Source organism: Methylosinus sp. R-45379 (assembly GCF_001644125.1).
GTDB lineage: Bacteria > Pseudomonadota > Alphaproteobacteria > Rhizobiales > Beijerinckiaceae > Methylosinus.
Map to the genome: position 1 here is coordinate 43,085 of NZ_LUUM01000270.1, position 16,300 is coordinate 59,384.

At 62.0% G+C, this 16,300-nt stretch carries 18 protein-coding genes; 7 read left to right on the plus strand and 11 right to left on the minus strand.

The genetic code is table 11. From position 1 onward, the window contains the following. From A1351_RS16815 to minC, 4 genes are all read right to left on the minus strand, one after another. Window positions 1-1,167, minus strand: coding sequence for a hypothetical protein (locus A1351_RS16815; protein WP_064033536.1), 1,167 nt, complete (start codon window positions 1,165-1,167; stop codon window positions 1-3). Window positions 1,168-1,301: 134 nt separating this feature from the next. Beyond that, a complete protein-coding gene (minE, locus tag A1351_RS16820) occupies window positions 1,302-1,583 on the minus strand; it encodes a cell division topological specificity factor MinE (protein WP_024880742.1) in 282 nt (93 codons plus the stop codon). Further along, window positions 1,580-2,395 (minus strand): septum site-determining protein MinD, encoded by an 816-nt coding sequence (minD, locus tag A1351_RS16825; RefSeq protein ID WP_024880743.1) that lies wholly within the window; start codon window positions 2,393-2,395, stop codon window positions 1,580-1,582. Before minD ends, minE begins: the two co-directional genes overlap by 4 nt. Window positions 2,396-2,410: 15 nt before the next feature. After that, on the minus strand, window positions 2,411-3,181 hold the full coding sequence (gene minC, locus A1351_RS16830) for a septum site-determining protein MinC (RefSeq protein ID WP_245291676.1): 771 nt from the start codon (window positions 3,179-3,181) through the stop codon (window positions 2,411-2,413). A gap of 628 nt (window positions 3,182-3,809) precedes the next feature. Between minC and A1351_RS16835 the strand changes: the two genes are divergently transcribed. The 5 genes from A1351_RS16835 (at window position 3,810) to A1351_RS16855 (ending at window position 8,249) form a co-directional block, all read left to right on the plus strand. Then, window positions 3,810-4,133: a hypothetical protein gene (locus A1351_RS16835; protein ID WP_157096355.1), complete on the plus strand. Its 324-nt coding sequence runs from the start codon at window positions 3,810-3,812 to the stop codon at window positions 4,131-4,133. Between the two features lie 119 nt (window positions 4,134-4,252). Continuing rightward, window positions 4,253-4,921, plus strand: a complete 669-nt coding sequence (locus A1351_RS16840; RefSeq protein WP_157096356.1) for a hypothetical protein — start codon at window positions 4,253-4,255, stop codon at window positions 4,919-4,921. Between the two features lie 36 nt (window positions 4,922-4,957). Then, window positions 4,958-5,359 (plus strand): glycosyltransferase, encoded by a 402-nt coding sequence (locus tag A1351_RS16845; protein WP_064033540.1) that lies wholly within the window; start codon window positions 4,958-4,960, stop codon window positions 5,357-5,359. Then, window positions 5,356-6,945 (plus strand): glycosyltransferase family 1 protein, encoded by a 1,590-nt coding sequence (locus tag A1351_RS16850; RefSeq protein WP_064033541.1) that lies wholly within the window; start codon window positions 5,356-5,358, stop codon window positions 6,943-6,945. Before A1351_RS16845 ends, A1351_RS16850 begins: the two co-directional genes overlap by 4 nt. Further along, on the plus strand, window positions 6,942-8,249 hold the full coding sequence (locus tag A1351_RS16855; protein WP_064033542.1) for a glycosyltransferase: 1,308 nt from the start codon (window positions 6,942-6,944) through the stop codon (window positions 8,247-8,249). Before A1351_RS16850 ends, A1351_RS16855 begins: the two co-directional genes overlap by 4 nt. Before the next feature lie 99 nt (window positions 8,250-8,348). Here the strand turns inward: A1351_RS16855 and A1351_RS16860 are convergent, their stop codons facing one another. From A1351_RS16860 to A1351_RS16880, 5 genes are all read right to left on the minus strand, one after another. Next, complete coding sequence (locus A1351_RS16860) at window positions 8,349-9,071, minus strand: energy transducer TonB (RefSeq protein ID WP_024880749.1); 723 nt, start codon at window positions 9,069-9,071, stop codon at window positions 8,349-8,351. Window positions 9,072-9,082: 11 nt separating this feature from the next. Beyond that, window positions 9,083-9,466, minus strand: coding sequence for a biopolymer transporter ExbD (locus A1351_RS16865; protein WP_018264657.1), 384 nt, complete (start codon window positions 9,464-9,466; stop codon window positions 9,083-9,085). After that, the gene (gene exbB, locus A1351_RS16870; protein ID WP_024880750.1) at window positions 9,459-9,887 is read right to left on the minus strand and encodes a TonB-system energizer ExbB; all 429 of its coding nucleotides are present in this window, start codon (window positions 9,885-9,887) and stop codon (window positions 9,459-9,461) included. Before exbB ends, A1351_RS16865 begins: the two co-directional genes overlap by 8 nt. Window positions 9,888-10,407: 520 nt before the next feature. After that, window positions 10,408-13,410 (minus strand): TonB-dependent receptor plug domain-containing protein, encoded by a 3,003-nt coding sequence (locus A1351_RS16875; RefSeq protein WP_051465439.1) that lies wholly within the window; start codon window positions 13,408-13,410, stop codon window positions 10,408-10,410. A 424-nt stretch (window positions 13,411-13,834) separates the two neighbouring features. After that, entirely contained in the window at window positions 13,835-14,236 is a 402-nt protein-coding gene (locus A1351_RS16880; protein WP_245267363.1) for a CGNR zinc finger domain-containing protein, read from the minus strand. A gap of 9 nt (window positions 14,237-14,245) precedes the next feature. Between A1351_RS16880 and A1351_RS25880 the strand changes: the two genes are divergently transcribed. Both A1351_RS25880 and A1351_RS24855 read left to right on the plus strand, forming a co-directional pair. Beyond that, a complete protein-coding gene (locus A1351_RS25880; protein ID WP_245267364.1) occupies window positions 14,246-14,698 on the plus strand; it encodes a hypothetical protein in 453 nt (150 codons plus the stop codon). After that, on the plus strand, window positions 14,689-14,940 hold the full coding sequence (locus A1351_RS24855; RefSeq protein ID WP_024880754.1) for an SDR family oxidoreductase: 252 nt from the start codon (window positions 14,689-14,691) through the stop codon (window positions 14,938-14,940). Before A1351_RS25880 ends, A1351_RS24855 begins: the two co-directional genes overlap by 10 nt. On the opposite strand, the gene A1351_RS16890 is transcribed toward A1351_RS24855, so the two are convergent. Next, complete coding sequence (locus A1351_RS16890; RefSeq protein WP_024880755.1) at window positions 14,927-15,556, minus strand: pyridoxamine 5'-phosphate oxidase family protein; 630 nt, start codon at window positions 15,554-15,556, stop codon at window positions 14,927-14,929. The genes A1351_RS24855 and A1351_RS16890 overlap by 14 nt on opposite strands. A 74-nt stretch (window positions 15,557-15,630) precedes the next feature. After that, window positions 15,631-16,095: a nuclear transport factor 2 family protein gene (locus tag A1351_RS16895; RefSeq protein WP_024880756.1), complete on the minus strand. Its 465-nt coding sequence runs from the start codon at window positions 16,093-16,095 to the stop codon at window positions 15,631-15,633. Window positions 16,096-16,300 lie beyond the last annotated feature (205 nt).

Consider the following 16,300-nt stretch of genomic DNA (forward strand, 5'->3'; position numbering starts at 1 on the left):
TCATCGGCGACGATATTTCTCTATGAGATCCGCGGCGAGCAGGCGGTTGCCCTCGGCGTTGAAATGCACATCGGCCCAGAAATACAGATCGCGCACATAATCCGCATGCCCGCCCTTATATTGGAAGAAGGCGGGAAAATGATCGAAGACGCGCTTGCATTTTCCGGCGCACCAATCGCGCCAGATTTGCGCCTGACGCGAATTCTCGACATCGTAGAGAAGCTGATGCGGCCAGGGATAGACGCCGACCGAGAGCGCTATTCCGCGCGCCGCCAGCAGCTCGTGAACACGATCCATCTGCTGCAGCGCCTTGCGCACGCCGCCGGCCACGCCTGCATCGCCATAGCAGCTCGCCGCATCGTCGAAGGTCCAGGAGGCGCGGCTCCAATCGCGGCTATAGACGCGCCCCGGCCACATCAGCTCCGATAGGCTGGCGCTGGCGTTCGCCGCATTGGCTTTCTTGACGAATAAGAGATTGGAAACGAATTCGGCGACGAAGGATCGTTTCTCCAGCCACCCTGGCGGCGAGCGCGGCAGCAGCTGATAGGCGCTCGGCAGACATTTTTCTGGATTTGGCGTGAAGACGCCGAGCTCCAAGACGCCGTTATCGTCATAGCGATAGGAGATGGCCTCGTCTTGAATGTCGGAAATATCGATGTAGACGATCGCCTCGTCGAATTTCAGTCCCTTGTCGAGATAAAATTTCAGCTTCTCGTAATAGGCGGAGGGCGCATAGCTCGAGACGCCGGCGTTCAGCACGTCGATCTCGGGAAAAGCCTGCGCGAAGCGGCCGACGAAAGTCTGCTCATAAGGCAGACCGACGCCCTCGGTGAAGGAATCGCCGATGAAGACGATCCGCTGACGATCGGAGCTCGCGGGAACGCTGCGCGCCGCCGCATCCTTGAAGCCGAGCGAATTGGTGAATATGCGCGGCGTGTGCGGCCCCCACACGTCATAGCCGTCGAAATTGGGGCGCAGCGTATGGGTGAAGACGGGATCGCGCGACCGCAGCGCATTCTCGCCGTGATCGAGGAAAGGATTGGTCCAATTATAGACGCGATGGAGAATGAATTCCGTCGCCGCGAGCAGGCCGATCGCCAACGCCACATTGACGAGAACGACGCCTGAGAGACGCAATGCGCGCGCCCTTGTGGTCGAGACCGCCATCGCCTCCTCCGCTCGTCGCGGACGTCTTTCGACGTCGATGCGAGGAGGCTTAGGCGACGAGAGAGGCGCGCGTCAATTCGCGATGATTACGTGATGCGAGCGGCCGATCGCCGCCGCTCGCGTCGTCTCGCGCCTCACGCCGCGGCGTCGGCGATCGCCTCGCGCGCCGAGGCGCTCGCGGAAATCTCTATATCGATCTCGAGCAGCGACATGTCGTCGCCCTCACGCAGCTTGACCTCTACCTTGTCCGGGTCGATCTCTATGTGCTTGGAGACGGCGGCGAGCACCTCTCTGTGCAAGAGAGCGACGAGATTGGAATTGGACACGGACGCGCGCTCATGCGCGAGGAGAATCTGCAGACGCTCGCGCGCGACCGGCGCAGATGCGCGGCGATTGAAAAAGTTGAACAGCTTCATGCCGCCCTCCGACCAAACAATCTGACGAGAAGTCCCTTTTTGTCGGACGGTATGTCCATCGGCACCTCGGCGCCGCAGAGGCGCCGCGCCGCATCGGCGTAGGCGCGCGACGGCGCGCTCGTGCCGCTGTGGAGCGTGACCGGAGACCCGACATTGGAGGCGCGCAGGACATCCTCGCTCTCGGGAATGATTCCGAGCAGCGGGATCGACAGAATTTCCAGCACGTCGTCGACATTCAGCATCTCGCCGCGCGCGGCGCGGCCGGCGTCGTAGCGCGTCAGCAGCAGATGCTTCTCCATGCGGCCGCCCTTTTCGGCGATCTCGGTCTTGGCGTCGAGCAGACCGATGATGCGATCCGAATCGCGCACCGAGGAGACTTCCGGATTGGCGACGACGACGGCCACATCGGCGAAGCGCATGGCGAGCGTCGCCCCGCGCTCTATGCCCGCCGGGCTGTCGCAGACGATCCAGTCGAAGCGCTCGCGCAATTCGTCGATGACGCGGCGCACGCCCTCCTCGGTGAGCGCGTCCTTGTCGCGGGTCTGGGAGGCCGGAAGCAGATAGAGATTGTCGAGCCGCTTATCGCGAATGAGCGCCTGATGCAGCTTGGCGTCGCCCTGCGCGACATTGATGAGGTCATAGACGACCCGCCGCTCCGCGCCCATGACGAGATCGAGATTGCGCAGGCCGACGTCGAAATCGACGACCGCGACCTTCTGATTCGACTGAGCCAGCGCCGCGCCGAGCGCGGCGGTCGACGTCGTTTTGCCGACGCCCCCTTTGCCGGAAGTGACGACCAATATCTTGGGCATTTTTTACCGTCCCTCTCAGTCGAGCTTTGTGATCTTGATCGTTTCGTCCTCGAGCCTTGCGTGAACCGCGCGTCCACGCACATCGTCTCGAATTTCGTCGGCCGTCATATAGAAGCCCCCGACAGCGAGAAGCTCCGCCTCGAGGCGGCGGCAGAAAATGCGCGCGCGCGAATCGCCATAGGCGCCGGCCATGATTCGGCCGCGCACCGTTCCATAGACATGGACCGAGCCGCCCGCGACGATATCGGCGCCGGAGGAGACCGAGCCGATGACGATCACATCGCCATCGGGATGGAAGATCGACTGACCCGAGCGCACCGCCGTGTCGACGATGAGCGGCGCGGCGCTGCGCTCGGGCTCGTGCGTCTGCTCCTCGGCGCCGCCGGCGAGCGCCTGGGCGATCTCGTCGAAGGCGGCGCGCTCGCTCGGCGTCAGGCTCGGCGCATCCTCGCCACCCTCGGCGGGCGCCTCCTCGGCGAGGATAGAGCGGCCATTGGTGAGAATCGGCGGCAGGTCGTCGCACGCCCAAGAGGGATCGACGCCGGTCAGCCCCATGATGCGGACGCCGCGGCCGGAAAGCTGCTCCACCAGCTCCCCGACGGTCTCGCGATCGAGTCCGAGCTTGGTGACGTCGATGACGATCGCCTTGCGGGAGAAGAAGGCAGGCGAATGCTCGAGGCAGGCGTCGAGCCGCTCGAACCATCCGGCGATCGGCGCATCCGGCTCCAGGGCCAGGACGGGAAAGGATCGGCCACGAAAACGAATGTGAGTCGAAGGTTGGGTCAACGGCGGACTCGGCTCCAGCTGCGCCGTCATCTCACGCCGTCATGGTTAACAATAGGTTAAATTACCTAAAGGTAAATTCGTGAGCCGTGTGGATCGGCCGAGCCAGCGCGCGTCGTCGACCAGATCGAATGGTCCGAAGCGTGCATGTCGCAAGGCGCGAGATCGACCATCGGCGCCCCCGCTGGTTGGTTATGACCTCGCCTCCGCGTAGTCCATCACGTCGTCGAGTCGAATTTCGGCGATCGGCTGCCTCGCGCATGGGCGCGCCGCAAACAAAGCGAGCGCCGCTCGCCCGTTCGCTAGGCGCCGTCGTCCTCGTCAGCGACACGAAATGTCGTCGTCGCTCGATTCGCGAGCCTCGATCTGCATCGGCGCACGTGGCGTGGAGGACATGTCATGTGCTTCGATAACAATGGAGGCTCATTGACATATCCACTGCTCACTTTATACATCTTGCGCTGTGAGCTGGCAAAAATGGAAGGCTCTTATGAATAAAGTGATATCGGTGACGGAGAAGCGACGCCTTTCGGAATTCGCGCATGCGCTCGTCACTCGCGCGAGATCGCAACCACAGAGCGAAACATCGAGCGAGCTACCGCCTCTCACATTCACGAGCGGCGTTTCGACAATGGATTCTCTGCTGCTTCATTTGACCGAACAACGAAACTACATTCTCAAATTCTCGGCGCAGATTTCCGCGCAGATCCTGACCCTCTCCTCCACCATCGATCGCCTGTCCACGGAAGTCGCTAAGGTCGCCGGCGAGGTGGATGGCTTGAGACGCGAGCGAGAGACGCTGCAGCAGGCTCTCGAGGACGCCAAGCAGGAGATGAACGACGTCGCCGAGGCCGTCGTCGCCGGCGTCACGCAGCAATTGGAGCAGCAGATGGAGGTGTTCGGACCTCTCGCGCGCGCTCCGTCCTCGACGGAGACGGAAGCCTCGGGGCTTTGATGCGTCGCTTCTCCGGAACGATGGAGAGCGGCTCGATCGCACGGACGGTATTTTCGAGCGGGCCGCTTCGCTCCCTGTCACGGGGGCTCGATTTCAAAACATCTGTCTGGTGAGGATGAATGTCACGTGTTGTTCAATATCATCCCTCGGTAATTAGCGCCGACGCGATCGGCGCCTCGATTTCCTCGCTGCATCAGATCCTACGGGAACGAGGCGTGGCGTCCTATGTGGCGTGCTCGGATTCCAATATCGCCATCAGCGATTATGCGACGCTGTCGGTCTCCATGCTGAAGCGCATGGCTTGGAGCGATACGGATCTGCTGCTGCTGCATTATTCGTTCTTCAACGAAGATCTCGAAGCTCTGCTGGACCTGCCCGTCCGCAAGATACTCATCTATCACAATGTCACGCCGGGCCATTTTTTCCGCGGCCAAGGCTCGATGAGCTGGCTCGGAGACATGTGCGATCATTCGCGCGCGCAGATGCGGCGCTTCGCCGGCGCATTCGAGAAAGGCGTCGGCGATTCGGACTTTAACACCGCCGAGCTGAGAGAGTTCGGCTTTCGGGATCCCGTGACGATCCCCGTGTTCTTCAACGACGCCTTTTTCTCGTCGCGCGAGCTCGACAATCAGCTCTACTTCGACATAAAGGCGGCCTCCGAGGTCAATATCGTCTTCGTCGGGCGCTTCGTTCCCAATAAGCGGCACGATCTTCTGATCGACACTCTGGCCGCCTATAAGAGGCTCTTCGGCCGTTCGGCCTCGCTGCATCTCGGCGGCAAGATTTAGGGCGACGAATATTTCCATGCGCTGCTCGGGCGGGCGGTGCAGGGCGGCGTCCTCTCCGACATCAAAATCTATCAGAATGCGACCGGCCTCGCGATCAAGACGCTGTTCGCCGCCGCCGACGCCTATATTTCCATGAGCGAGCACGAGGGCTTCATGGTGCCCGTGCTGGAGGCCTTCACGGTCGGCTGTCCGGTGCTGGCCTATGCCGGAACCGCAGTGGGCGAGACGATGGGGCCGGCCGGCATCAAATTCGACACGCTCGATCCATCGATTCCTGCAGGCTATCTGGAGCTCCTGCGCCGCGATAAGACGCTGCGCAACAATATCGTTCGCGAGCAGGCGGACCGTGCGACCGACTTCTACTCCGAAGCGACCGCGAGACGGTGGCTCTCATTCTTGGAGGGATTCGTCGACATCTCCGCGGGGTTGCACTCATGATCATCGCATATGACGCCGGCGCCTTTCAGCAATCGATCAGCGGTGGAATTTTCAATGTATCCGTCGGATTTCTGAACGCCGCCGCCAGGGTCGCCCCCGACACCGAATTCGTTTTCGTCGCCGACCCGTTTTTCGGCGAGGTGCGGCCCGACGCCATGGCGGCCCTGACCTTCACGCCGCGGGTGATCTATCGCAGCGTGCTGAAATCATCCGGCTCCTTCTCTCTGCGCACAAATCGGGAGCGCGCGCGCTTCGAGGTCGACGGCCGGATCATGCCGACGACGCAGACCGCGACGCCGGACGGCATGTGGTATTATTATGAAGGCGCGACGCCCCGGCATGCGATGTTTCTGCGCAGCCGAGCGGCCCGTCCTTGCGACACGATGAACTCGCCGGACAGACGCAGCCTCGGCGTCGCCGTCAGCAAGATCGTCATCGAATCGGAGAAGGGCTCGCAGGAATTCTCCTTCGACGACGCCCGCCTCACCAATGGCTATCACGATCCGGAGAGCGCTTGGCGCTGGACGAACGGCGCCGCCGAAATCCCGCTCGAATTTTTCCCGCGCGTCGAAAGAGCGCGCATCGGAGTGCACATCAGGCACAAGGTCGTCTATAGCCTCGCGGACGGCCGTTTCGATCGTCGCTACAATGGGGTCGTGCAAGCTGCGATCGAGCAGCGGCGCGCCTTCAATTTGCAGGAGCTGGGCCGTGAGCTGCGTGAAATGGGCGCGACCGTCTATTTCGCGAATCATTTCATTCCGATCGCCATCCCCGGCCTCGCTCTCGCGAGCTGGGCGCATGACGTGATCCCGATCCTGTTTCCGAACTTCTTCGGCAAGGACGCGATCGAAAATTTCGCCAATGTCATCGATGTGTTCAAGCGCGCCGATCATATTTTCGGCAACTCCGAGACGACCCGCAAGGACATTATCGAAAATGTCGGCGTCTCTCCCGAGCGTCTGACGACCTCATGGATCGGACCCGGCGCGATCGGGCCGCGCCCTGCTCCCGTGGTCGACGCCGCGATCGCCAAATTCGGCCTTCGTCGAGACTATATTCTCAACGTCGGGACGCTGGAGCCGCGTAAAAACCATGTTCGTCTGGTTCAGGCCTATGATGAATTTCGCCGCGGCGTCGAGCATCCGCCGCAGCTGGCCATCGTCGGCTCCCATGGGTGGGGATATGACGAATTGGTGCGGCTGATCGCCAATAGCGGACTCTCCGAGCATGTGAAAGTGCTGAGCGGCGTCGACAATGAGGATTTGTCGGCGCTCTACTCGGGCGCAATGTTCGTCGCCTATCCCAGCGTCTATGAAGGATTCGGCATGCCGGTGCTGGAGGCCATGGCCTGCGGCGTCCCGGTCTTGACCTCACAGGAAACCAGCATGCAGGACATAGCGAAGAACGCCGCCGTTCTCGTGGATCCTTTGTCGGTGAGTTCGATCGCTCAAGGGCTGAGCGAGCTCTCGCTCAATTCCGAGCTGCGCTCGCGCCTCGCCTCCAAGGCGAAGGAAGCCGCGTCGCGCTTCGACTGGGACCGCGTCGCCGCAACCATCGTCGATGTCTTGAAGGGAACGCGCCGATGAAGATCGTTGTCCTTTCCACATTCGACATCACCCCGGTCCGCGACGGCGGGCAGACGCGTTACGTCTCGGTCTACAAGAACATCGCGAAAGAGCATGACGTCACGCTCATCGCCTATGATTTCAAGCAGACCGATCACATCAGGCGCTATAAGCTCGCCGATCGTTTCGACGTGATCGTCTTCCCCGCGGCGCCCGGCGACCAGCATCACGTCTGGCACATAATGGAAAAGACGCGGCGCCTCGCGCATGATGTTCTCTGCATCAGAGAATATCATTTCTCGGACGAGTTCGTGCGCGATGCGCGGCAGATCATCGGCGTGGCGGATGTCGTCGTCGCCTCGCATCCCTATCTCGCGCTTCTGGGCTTCGGCTTCGCCAAGCGGAACGCCATCAAGATATATGAGGCGCACAATGTCGAATATGACATAAAGGAACAGCATTTCCGCGGCGGCCTGGGCGCAGCGCAGCTCGATTCCTTTGTGGATACTGTGTACCACGGCGAGAGAATGGCCTGTCGCGAGGCGAATTTCGTGACGACCGTGAGCGCCCATGACGCCGACCGTATGGCGCAATTATACGACGTGCCGAGAAGCAACATCACTGTCGCGCCCAATGGCGTCGATTGCTCGCAATATCCGATCTGGGACAAGGCGAGCCGCGACGAGCTTCGCAGCAAGCTGCAGATCGGCGACAAGACGCTGGCCGTCTTTTTGGGCAGCGGCTATGGGCCGAATGTCGAATCCTATTTCAAGGCGCGGCAGCTGCTGGCGGAGGCCGGATTCGACGGCGCGGTCGCCTTGATCGGCTCGATCGCGCAGGCCGACCGCACCGGCTGGCCCGATGTCCCCTTCGACGAGCTCTGGTTCGATTACGTCGAGGACGATCTCAAGATCGCGCTCTTGAGCTCGGCGGACATCGCTCTGCAGCTGCTGTTTTCCGGCGGCGGGACCAATTTGAAGCTCTTCGACTATATGGCCGCCGGATGTCTGGTCGTCGCCAATGACTTCGGCGCGCGCGGAGTCTCCGCGGACGGATGGCATGTAGCGGCTCAGAATGCGAGCGAGCTGCAGACCTTGCTGCGGGAGCGCGTTTGGGAAACTGAACGCGGCGAGGCGATCCGCGCCAAGGCGCGCGCCATCGCCAAGGAGCAATTCGACTGGTCGATCATCGCCAAGAAGATCACCTCGCTCTTCAGCCCGCGTCTCGACATGGCTGCCGCCGAAATTGCTGCCGCCGACATGGCTGCTCCCGCCATCATCGACGAGTCCGAGCAGACGCCGAATAGAGAGGCCCTATCGGCATAGACGGCGAGCGCCGCAAATGCGGGAAACATCGCCCGACCGCCAGCGGCGAGCGAGCGATGTTTTCCGAGCTCCGCCAAAAATTCGTCCCCGAATTCACGATCAGCGTGAAGGGCCGAACACAACGTCGATCGCCACATTCATCTCCCGCGGCGGAGGTCCGAAGGGCATGCTCGACCGCACCGTCTTCAACGCGCTGACGTCGAGACGCTCCTGACCGCTCGTCGCAACGATCTTGAGCGTTTCTTCGCGGATTTGTCCGCTCGCGAGAATGCCGAAGGAGACTTTTGCGACGCCTCGCAGCCCAGCGCGACGCCCCTCCTCCGGATAGACGAGCCGCGTGTGAATGCGCTTCGACAATTGCCGTATATAGACGCGAATGCGGTCCTCCTCGGTTTCCGCGCGGCGAGAGATGGTGCGCGCGACCTGCTGCTCCTGCGCGCCGGCCACATTGGCGGAACCGGCCGGATCGGGCTTCGACTGCGAAGGGGCCGCCGCGGCGACAGCGGCTGCATTGGCCTCGCCTTCATCCGCCTGCTCGCGCTGCTCGACAGGCTTCGCCACGGTCGCCTGCGTCGCGGTCTGGTGTGTCTCGCCGGCATTATCCTGCTGCAGCTTCTCATCGGTCTGCTCATCATCGACGAGACCATCGAGCTCGAAGACGAGAACCGAAGCCTCCTCTTCCGTCGTGTAGAGACGATGCAGGACGTAAGGCGCGCATAGCAGGGCGTGCAGCGCCAAGGAGAGCGCGAGACCGTGATAGAGCGAGAAGCGGCTCGCCGGTCTCGCAATTTTCGTGGGCGCGGACGCCGCCAGGAAAGCCATTTCGACGCCTCTCACTTCGGACTGTTCTTGGTCTGCACGGCGACTTTGGTGAAGCTCATGCGCTTGAGCAGCTCGGCGACGTCGATGAAGCTCTGCAAGGCCACAGCGCGATCGGCGCGAATGAGGAAGCCCGTTTCCGGCGGCAACCCTGTGAGCCGGCTCCGCAACTCATCCTTGGTTGCGACATGGCCGTCGAAATAGACGCTTCCATCGGCGGCGATCTCGATCGTCTTGTCCTTCTGGCGGTCGACCTGCGTCTGCGCAGCTTGCGGCAAGGCGACCGGTATGCGGCCTGTCGCGATGAAATTCGCCGTCGTCAGCACCATTGTGAGAAGCACCAGCATGACATCGACGAGAGGAATGACGTTGAGCGTCTCGAAAGGCTTCTCATCCATTGGCGATCTCCCACTTCAGCAGCAGCACCTTCGTCTTACGCAAAAGGACGTTGTAGGAGACCACCGACAATAGCGCGACGACGAGCCCGACCGCCGTCGCCTTGAGGGCGAGCGCGAGGCCGGCCATGATCTTGCTGGCGTCCGCCGAAGCGTCGAGACCCAAATTATAGAAGGTCAGCATGATGCCGAGCACGGTGCCGAGCAGGCCGATATAAGGCGCATTGGAGGCGACGGATGCGATGACGATGAGCCGCTTGCTCAGCTCGAGTTCCAGCGCCTTGATGCTGGTAAAAGTCGTAATGTCGATCGCCCGGTAGAAGAAATGCCGTTCCAGCGCCACAGCGACGACGATGACGCTGAGCGCGGCCAGCAGCCCGATGACGCCGAAATCGATCGCCGTCGACAACCATTCCATTTGCATTGCGCAATTCTCCAGCAGCGGCGATCGACGACGAATGTCGAGAGCCCGATGCGCGTCGCTCTCGACATTCGCCAGCCCATGATGAGCCCGCCTCGTCGCCGCGATATCTATATTCAATACATTGCGAATCCGCCGAGATCGCGTCAACGGGAAAATTCGGGCGCAGACAAAGACGCCGGAGACAGGCGCCTGATTTTCAGCCAGCCACTATAACGTGTCTCTGCGCTGGGCGACCGACGTAAGTCTAAAGTAATGAGGAAATAATCGCCGCGACGACAGAATGCAAAGCTCGATCGAAACGGCCGGCCGCGGCGATATTGTCAGTTTCTCGCACAGGTTGCATCTTTTTTGGTAATTTGCGGAAATTTCTTGCAATAGCCGATTGCGCCTTTCGGCGACCCGCTCCGAGCAGCGAAAGCCGAGTGAGACGGCTCAGGCCCGAACGCAAAAGAGAGAGCCGACGCGAAGGCCGGCCTTCTCCCAATGCTCGCGAATCGCCTGCTCGGGCGTCGCAAGGCCTCTATTCGAAATGATAGTTGACGCCGGCGCGCACGATATGGCCCGCGAGGCGCGTCGAGGAAATCACCGCCGACGCATAGAGCCCGGGATTGCCGGCCGCGGTGAGGTTGTAGCCCGCCATATCGCCGTAAGCGCCCTGATTGCCGAGGTCATAGCGGAGATATTCCAGCTTGGCGCTCCAATTCTGACGGAACATCCATTCGCCGCCCGCGCCCGCGCTCCACCCGATGCGGATCGACGAGGAGCCGATGGTTCCGCTATTCGGCGCGAAGGACGCCGAGGTGGAGACCTGCGTCAAGGAGGTCGAGAAACCGCCTTCGCCATAGGCGAGACCGGCGGTGAGATAGGGCAGCAGCGTCGGCGTCACGAGATAGCCGATGCGTCCGCGCGCCGTGCCGAGATAGGAGAGGCTCTTCGTCGCCTTGGTCGCCGTCACGACATTCGCGCCCGTGACCGGCTCGGTCGCCGAGCGCAACGCCGAGCCCGACGCGCTCGCCCCCGCCACTCCCTGCAGATCCGCCTCGAAGCCGCCGATCACATCGGGACGCAAGCGCCAATTATAGCCGAGCTGCGCGCCGCCGATTCCGCCGCCGATTCCCATCGGGATCGTGCTCGCCGCGCTCGAGGCGCTCGCGCGGCCGAAGAAGGTCGCCGGGCGACCGACCGCGCCCTTGTCGTCGCCGCCGTCGCCGAGAATGGTGGAGGTGCCGGGAACCGTGTTGACCCCATGGCCGTCGCCGAAGACGCCGCCGGCGTTGAGACCGGCGTAGAGCCCGCTCCAGGGCGACGGCGAGTCGTCGGCCGTCGCCAGCCACGCCATGCCCGGAAGCGGCGCGGGCGAGGAATGCTCGCCCCAGGAGAGCTTGAGCTCCGAGCCCCAGACGGCGCCCCAGGCCTTGTAGGTGTAGATCGTCTCATAGCGCTTATTGGTGATGTTGCGGCCGTAGAAGGTGAGCCGCGCGTCCCAATCCATGAGCTGGAAATTATAGGCGATGTTCGCGTCGAGCGTCGTGTAGTTGCCGACCTGGTGATAGGCGTTGTCGACGGCGAAGCCATTGGACCAGTACATGGAGACATGATTGAGCGCGACCGTGCCGGTGAACCTATCCCAGGCATGGGTGAGCGCGAAGTTGATCTGCGTCCTCGGCGTCTGGAAGCGATAGGGGTTCAGCCAGTCATAGGTTCCCAGCGAATTGCTGTAGACCTCGGTCAGCCGCGTGTAGCTGCCGCGATAGGTCGTCTTGCCGAGCAGTTCGTCCTGCAGCACGCCGGTCGCGACAGCCTCTATTCCCTTGCGCGACGTGTTGCCCTGAGTCCAGTAAGTGACGTTGTTGTTGTTCACCGTGACGGTGCGCGAGGGCTGCTTATTGTTCTGAATCTCGGTGTCGAAATAGGTCACTTCCGGCGTGAACCAGCGGAAGACCGGGATTTTGACTCCCGCCTCGTATTTGTCCTGCTTCTCCGGCAGCAGAGTGACGTTGGCGTCCGCGATGACGCCGGACATGTCGCTCTGCTCAGTGTGCGAATAGCGGCCGCTGAAGGCCACATTCGCGAGGCCCGCGAGCGGATTGAAATCGCCGAGGGAGGCGCCCAACTCGCCGATCCCCCATCCTTGCAGGGGCTTCACCGTGGCGCCACCCGCATAATTCACTGCGAGCGGGAAGCCGCGATTGTAGAAATATTTCGTCGTTCCGGCCGTATCGACTCCGATGTAATCGAAGTGATTGTCCAGGCGGAAGCTCGCGTCGAAGATCAGGCGATCGGAGAGCAGCTTCTGCTCGAAATTGCCATAGCCACTGAGCGTATCCTCCTTGCGCGCATAATTGGCGTAATTGGTCTGTCCGCTGGGGCTCGCCCAATTCACATATTGCAGGCCGAGCTGCGCCAATGTGCCGTCATAGGTGAAGCTGTGCCGCGCATTGATCTGGCCGGTGTAGCCCTGCTCATTGGCCACCGTCAGATTCGGACTATTGAAGGAGGCGAGGACGTTGTTGTCCTCCGTCCGCGTATAGGCGAGCGTGAGCAGGCTGACATTGTGCTCGTCCCAGCGGAACGTCGAATTCCAGGAGAGGAATGTCGATTCGATCGGCGAATAGCCCCACTTCTGCGCGAGCGTGCTCGCCGTTTGCTCCCCGAAGGTTCCCTGCTGAAAGCCGTAGCGCGTGCTCGACTGAAACAGGGTGAAGCTGGTGTCGAGCGGACCGACGGTGAATCCGCCTTTGAGCAGACCGGCGACCGTGTCGTTCCAATTGGAGCCGTTCGCCGGCCCGTCGTCGGAGCTCTTCTTAATGAAACCCGAGATAAAGGCCGGAATCTCGCCCGGCTTCTTCCCGAAGACATAGCCGCCATAGGCGCTGCCGAGCACGCCGCCATAGCTCTGCGCCGCTGTGCGCAGCTCCATTTCATTCTCTTGCGGCGTATGCGTGCGCACGACGACGAAGCCGCTGTTCAACGCGCCGGAGGAGGAGCCGAAGTCGACGAGCGGGCCGAGCGTCAGCGCCGAAGCGTCGCGCACGACATCGACCTGATCGAGCGCTGAAACGGGCAGCGACTGCATCATCAGGCCCGCGGTCTGCGCGCTCACATAGGCGCCGTCGACGATGAAGCCGAAATTGCCGTCGCCGCGGAATTTCAGATTGTTCGGGAATTTGCGACCCTGATAGGTGACGAGGATGCTGGTCGCATTGCGCAGCAGGCCGAACACGTCCTGCGGGTTCAGCTCCTGTATGTCCTGCCGCGTGAATGTCTGCGTATGGGAGCGGCTGCTGGTGGCGACGCGCGCGGCATTGGCGACATTGTCGGGCTGGAGATCCGGCCGGGCGAGTTGCGGCGCCAGCGGAGCTCCCGAGGCGGCGGCGTTGGAGCCGGCCGATGTCCCGCCGATCTCGATCGCCGGCAAAGCCTCCTGAGCCGATGCGGCGACAGTCAGGACGACCGACAGAGCGAGCGCGGAACTGGTGGAGTAAACCGCATCACGTGAATGCCGCGTCGCAGCGCTGCTCATTGTCATTGCACCCCTTGCTTGTGTTCCGCACAAAACGGTTGCGCCACGACGAGCAGAAGCAGCCCCGCCGAGCACGCGATATATTTGCAATATACGTAGTGACAGCAGACGCGCTTCCGCAAGCCGATAATCGAGGCAATTCGCCTAAATCGTGGACTTATCGAGGCTTTTTCGGGAATGACGAAGGCGTGGGTTCGGTATTCCATCTGACTGCCGAAGGCGACGATCGAGCCATCCAGCGATGATCGTTTCACGATGAGAAACTAACCTACATTATAGCCTATCAAAACTGGACGCTGCTCGAAACGCCATAGACGAGCATGTTACCTTTCGATGCTCAATTCTGTGCTCGAAATCGCGATTGCTGGAACGCCGCCGATCGAACGGCAGCGCCCGATTGCCATGAATGATGACGACTCGCGGCTTATTTCTCTCGCGCCTTGTGCGCGCGATACTGCGCGACCTTGTCACGATTTCCGCAGATCGCCATCGTGCACCAGCGGCGAATATTGTTCCGCCCGCGATCGTAGAACACCATCGAGCAGGCGGGATTGGCGCAACGCTTCATTCGAGCGGGCTCCGCCTCGCAAACGAATTGCGCGAAATCGCGCGCGACCGTCGTCGCCACCACATCCTTCTCGATACGCGCTTCCTCGGCGAGCGCCACATGACCGTCGCGTAGAATCAATCGCTCGCGAATCGCGACCGAGCCGAGCAGACGATCGATCGGCTCGAGGCGCCGGGCGGAGATCGCCTCTCCTGCGGAGATCTTGTCGAAGAGCTCGCGGAGCGCCGCGCGCGTTTCCCACGCCGACTTAAGCTCCACTTTCGTGGCTTGCTCGAACCATCGATCCCCGCCGCGCGCGCCCATTTCGCCAGCCCCTCGGCGTTAGAGAGAAAATCGATCGCCTCGCCGTTCATCACCGGCGTCGTGTTGAGAAAGTCGATCCACAGCGCGCCTCCGAAGGAGGGCATGCCATCTCGCCACTCGCTCGCCTCGATCGTTGTCGCCTCGCCCTCTCCCCATGCGCAACCGGCAAGCCTGCATAACCGTTATATGCACATTACATCGGTTACAGGAGATCCCATGTTCCTCGCCTCCAATCCCCTCCTCACGCTCGCGGCCGTGTCGGCGGCCACTATCGCGACCGCCATGCCCCTCCCGTCCATGCGAAGCAGCGGCTCGGTGGTTTTCATGTCGGAGAGTTCGGCGTTGACGCCGAAGGCGTCGCTCGCCGCAGTGGGAACGATTTCGCCGAGCGCGGCGTCGGGGATGGCGTGCAGGTGAACGCCGTGCTGCCCGGCCCGGTGATGACCGACCGCCGTCGCGCCATGCTCGCGCGCTACGGCGAGGCGAAAGGCCTATCGCTCGACGCTGCGATCGACGCCTTTGCTGCGGAGACCAGGATCGCGCGCTACGGAACGCCGGAAGACATCGCCGAGCTGATCGCCGTCGCCGTGTCGCCGGCGGCGCGTTGGATGACGGGCGTGACCCTGCGGATGGATGGCGGCGAGATCAAATCGCTATGACGGCGCCCTGCCCTGCGCTCGCGCGCAGCTCCTGCACTTGCGCTTCGAGCGCGGCGATGCGCGCGTCTCGCTCCGCGAGCGCAGCGGCGACATCGGACGCCTCGAAGCGTTGCGGAATGTGGCTGGGGCAATTCACGTCCAAGGCGAGGACAGAAAAAAGGATCGCGCGTTCGACACGCGCCGCATAATCCGCCGGCGTGAGCCGCGCGATCAGCTCGGCGTCGTCTTCCATCACGCGCGCCGTTCCCCAGATCTTCACGCGACGGCGGCGCGAATAGTCGATCAGAAAGAGATAGGCTTTCGGATTGTCGGCGAGATTGCCGATCGTCACATATTGGCGATTTCCCGAGAAATCAGCGAAGCCGATGGTCGTCTCATCGAGCGTCTTCAGAAAACCGGCGGGGCCGCCGCGGTGCTGAATATAGGGCTGCATCTCCCTATTCGCCGTCGCGAGAAAGACGCTCGTCTGCTGTGCGATGAACGCCACTATATCCGGCGTCAGGCTCGTTCGCCACGAATGTTCCTCCTCCATGCGCGCATAGGCGCGGCGCGAGCCCTCACGCGTCTGGATAGATTTGATAGTGGGCGTGAAGGCGATGTCGCTGGAATAGGTCATGTCGATTTCCTCCCGAGGCGCGAGAAGAGGATCATCGCCACGCGAGCGCAATGAACGCGCTCGCGTGGCGCCGATCAAAGACCGAGGTCGGTCAGACCCGGATGCTCGTCCGGTCGCCGGCCGAGCGGCCAATGGAACTTGCGATCTGCCTCGGCGATCGCGAGATCGTTGATCGAGGCGATGCGCAAGCGCATGAGGCCATGCTCGTCGAACTCCCAATTCTCATTGCCATAGGAACGGAACCAGGCGCCGCTGTCGTCGCGCCATTCATAAGCGAAACGCACGGCGATGCGGTTCTCGCGGAAGGCCCACAGCTCCTTGATGAGGCGATAGTCCAGTTCGCGCGACCATTTGCGCCCGAGAAAGGCTTCGATCTGGTCGCGGCCGACGATGAATTCGGCGCGATTGCGCCAGCGGCTCTCCGGCGTATAGGCCAGCGCGACCTTCTGCGGATCGCGGCTGTTCCAGCCGTCCTCGGCGAGGCGCACCTTTTGCGTCGCGGTTTCGAGCGTGAAGGGGGGAAGCGGCGGTCTCGACATGGCTCAGTCCTCAGATGAAAGCCGCGCCCGGATCGGCTCCGAGCGCGCAGCCCATTTACGCCACACGGCGCGTTTCGAGCACGGGAAAATCAACGAGCGTATCGGCGACTTCGTTGATGTAATTCGTCAGCGTGTTGAGCCCGACATGGAAGATGATTTCGATGATCTCGCCCTCGCCGAATCTGGCTGTTGATTTCCACTGAGA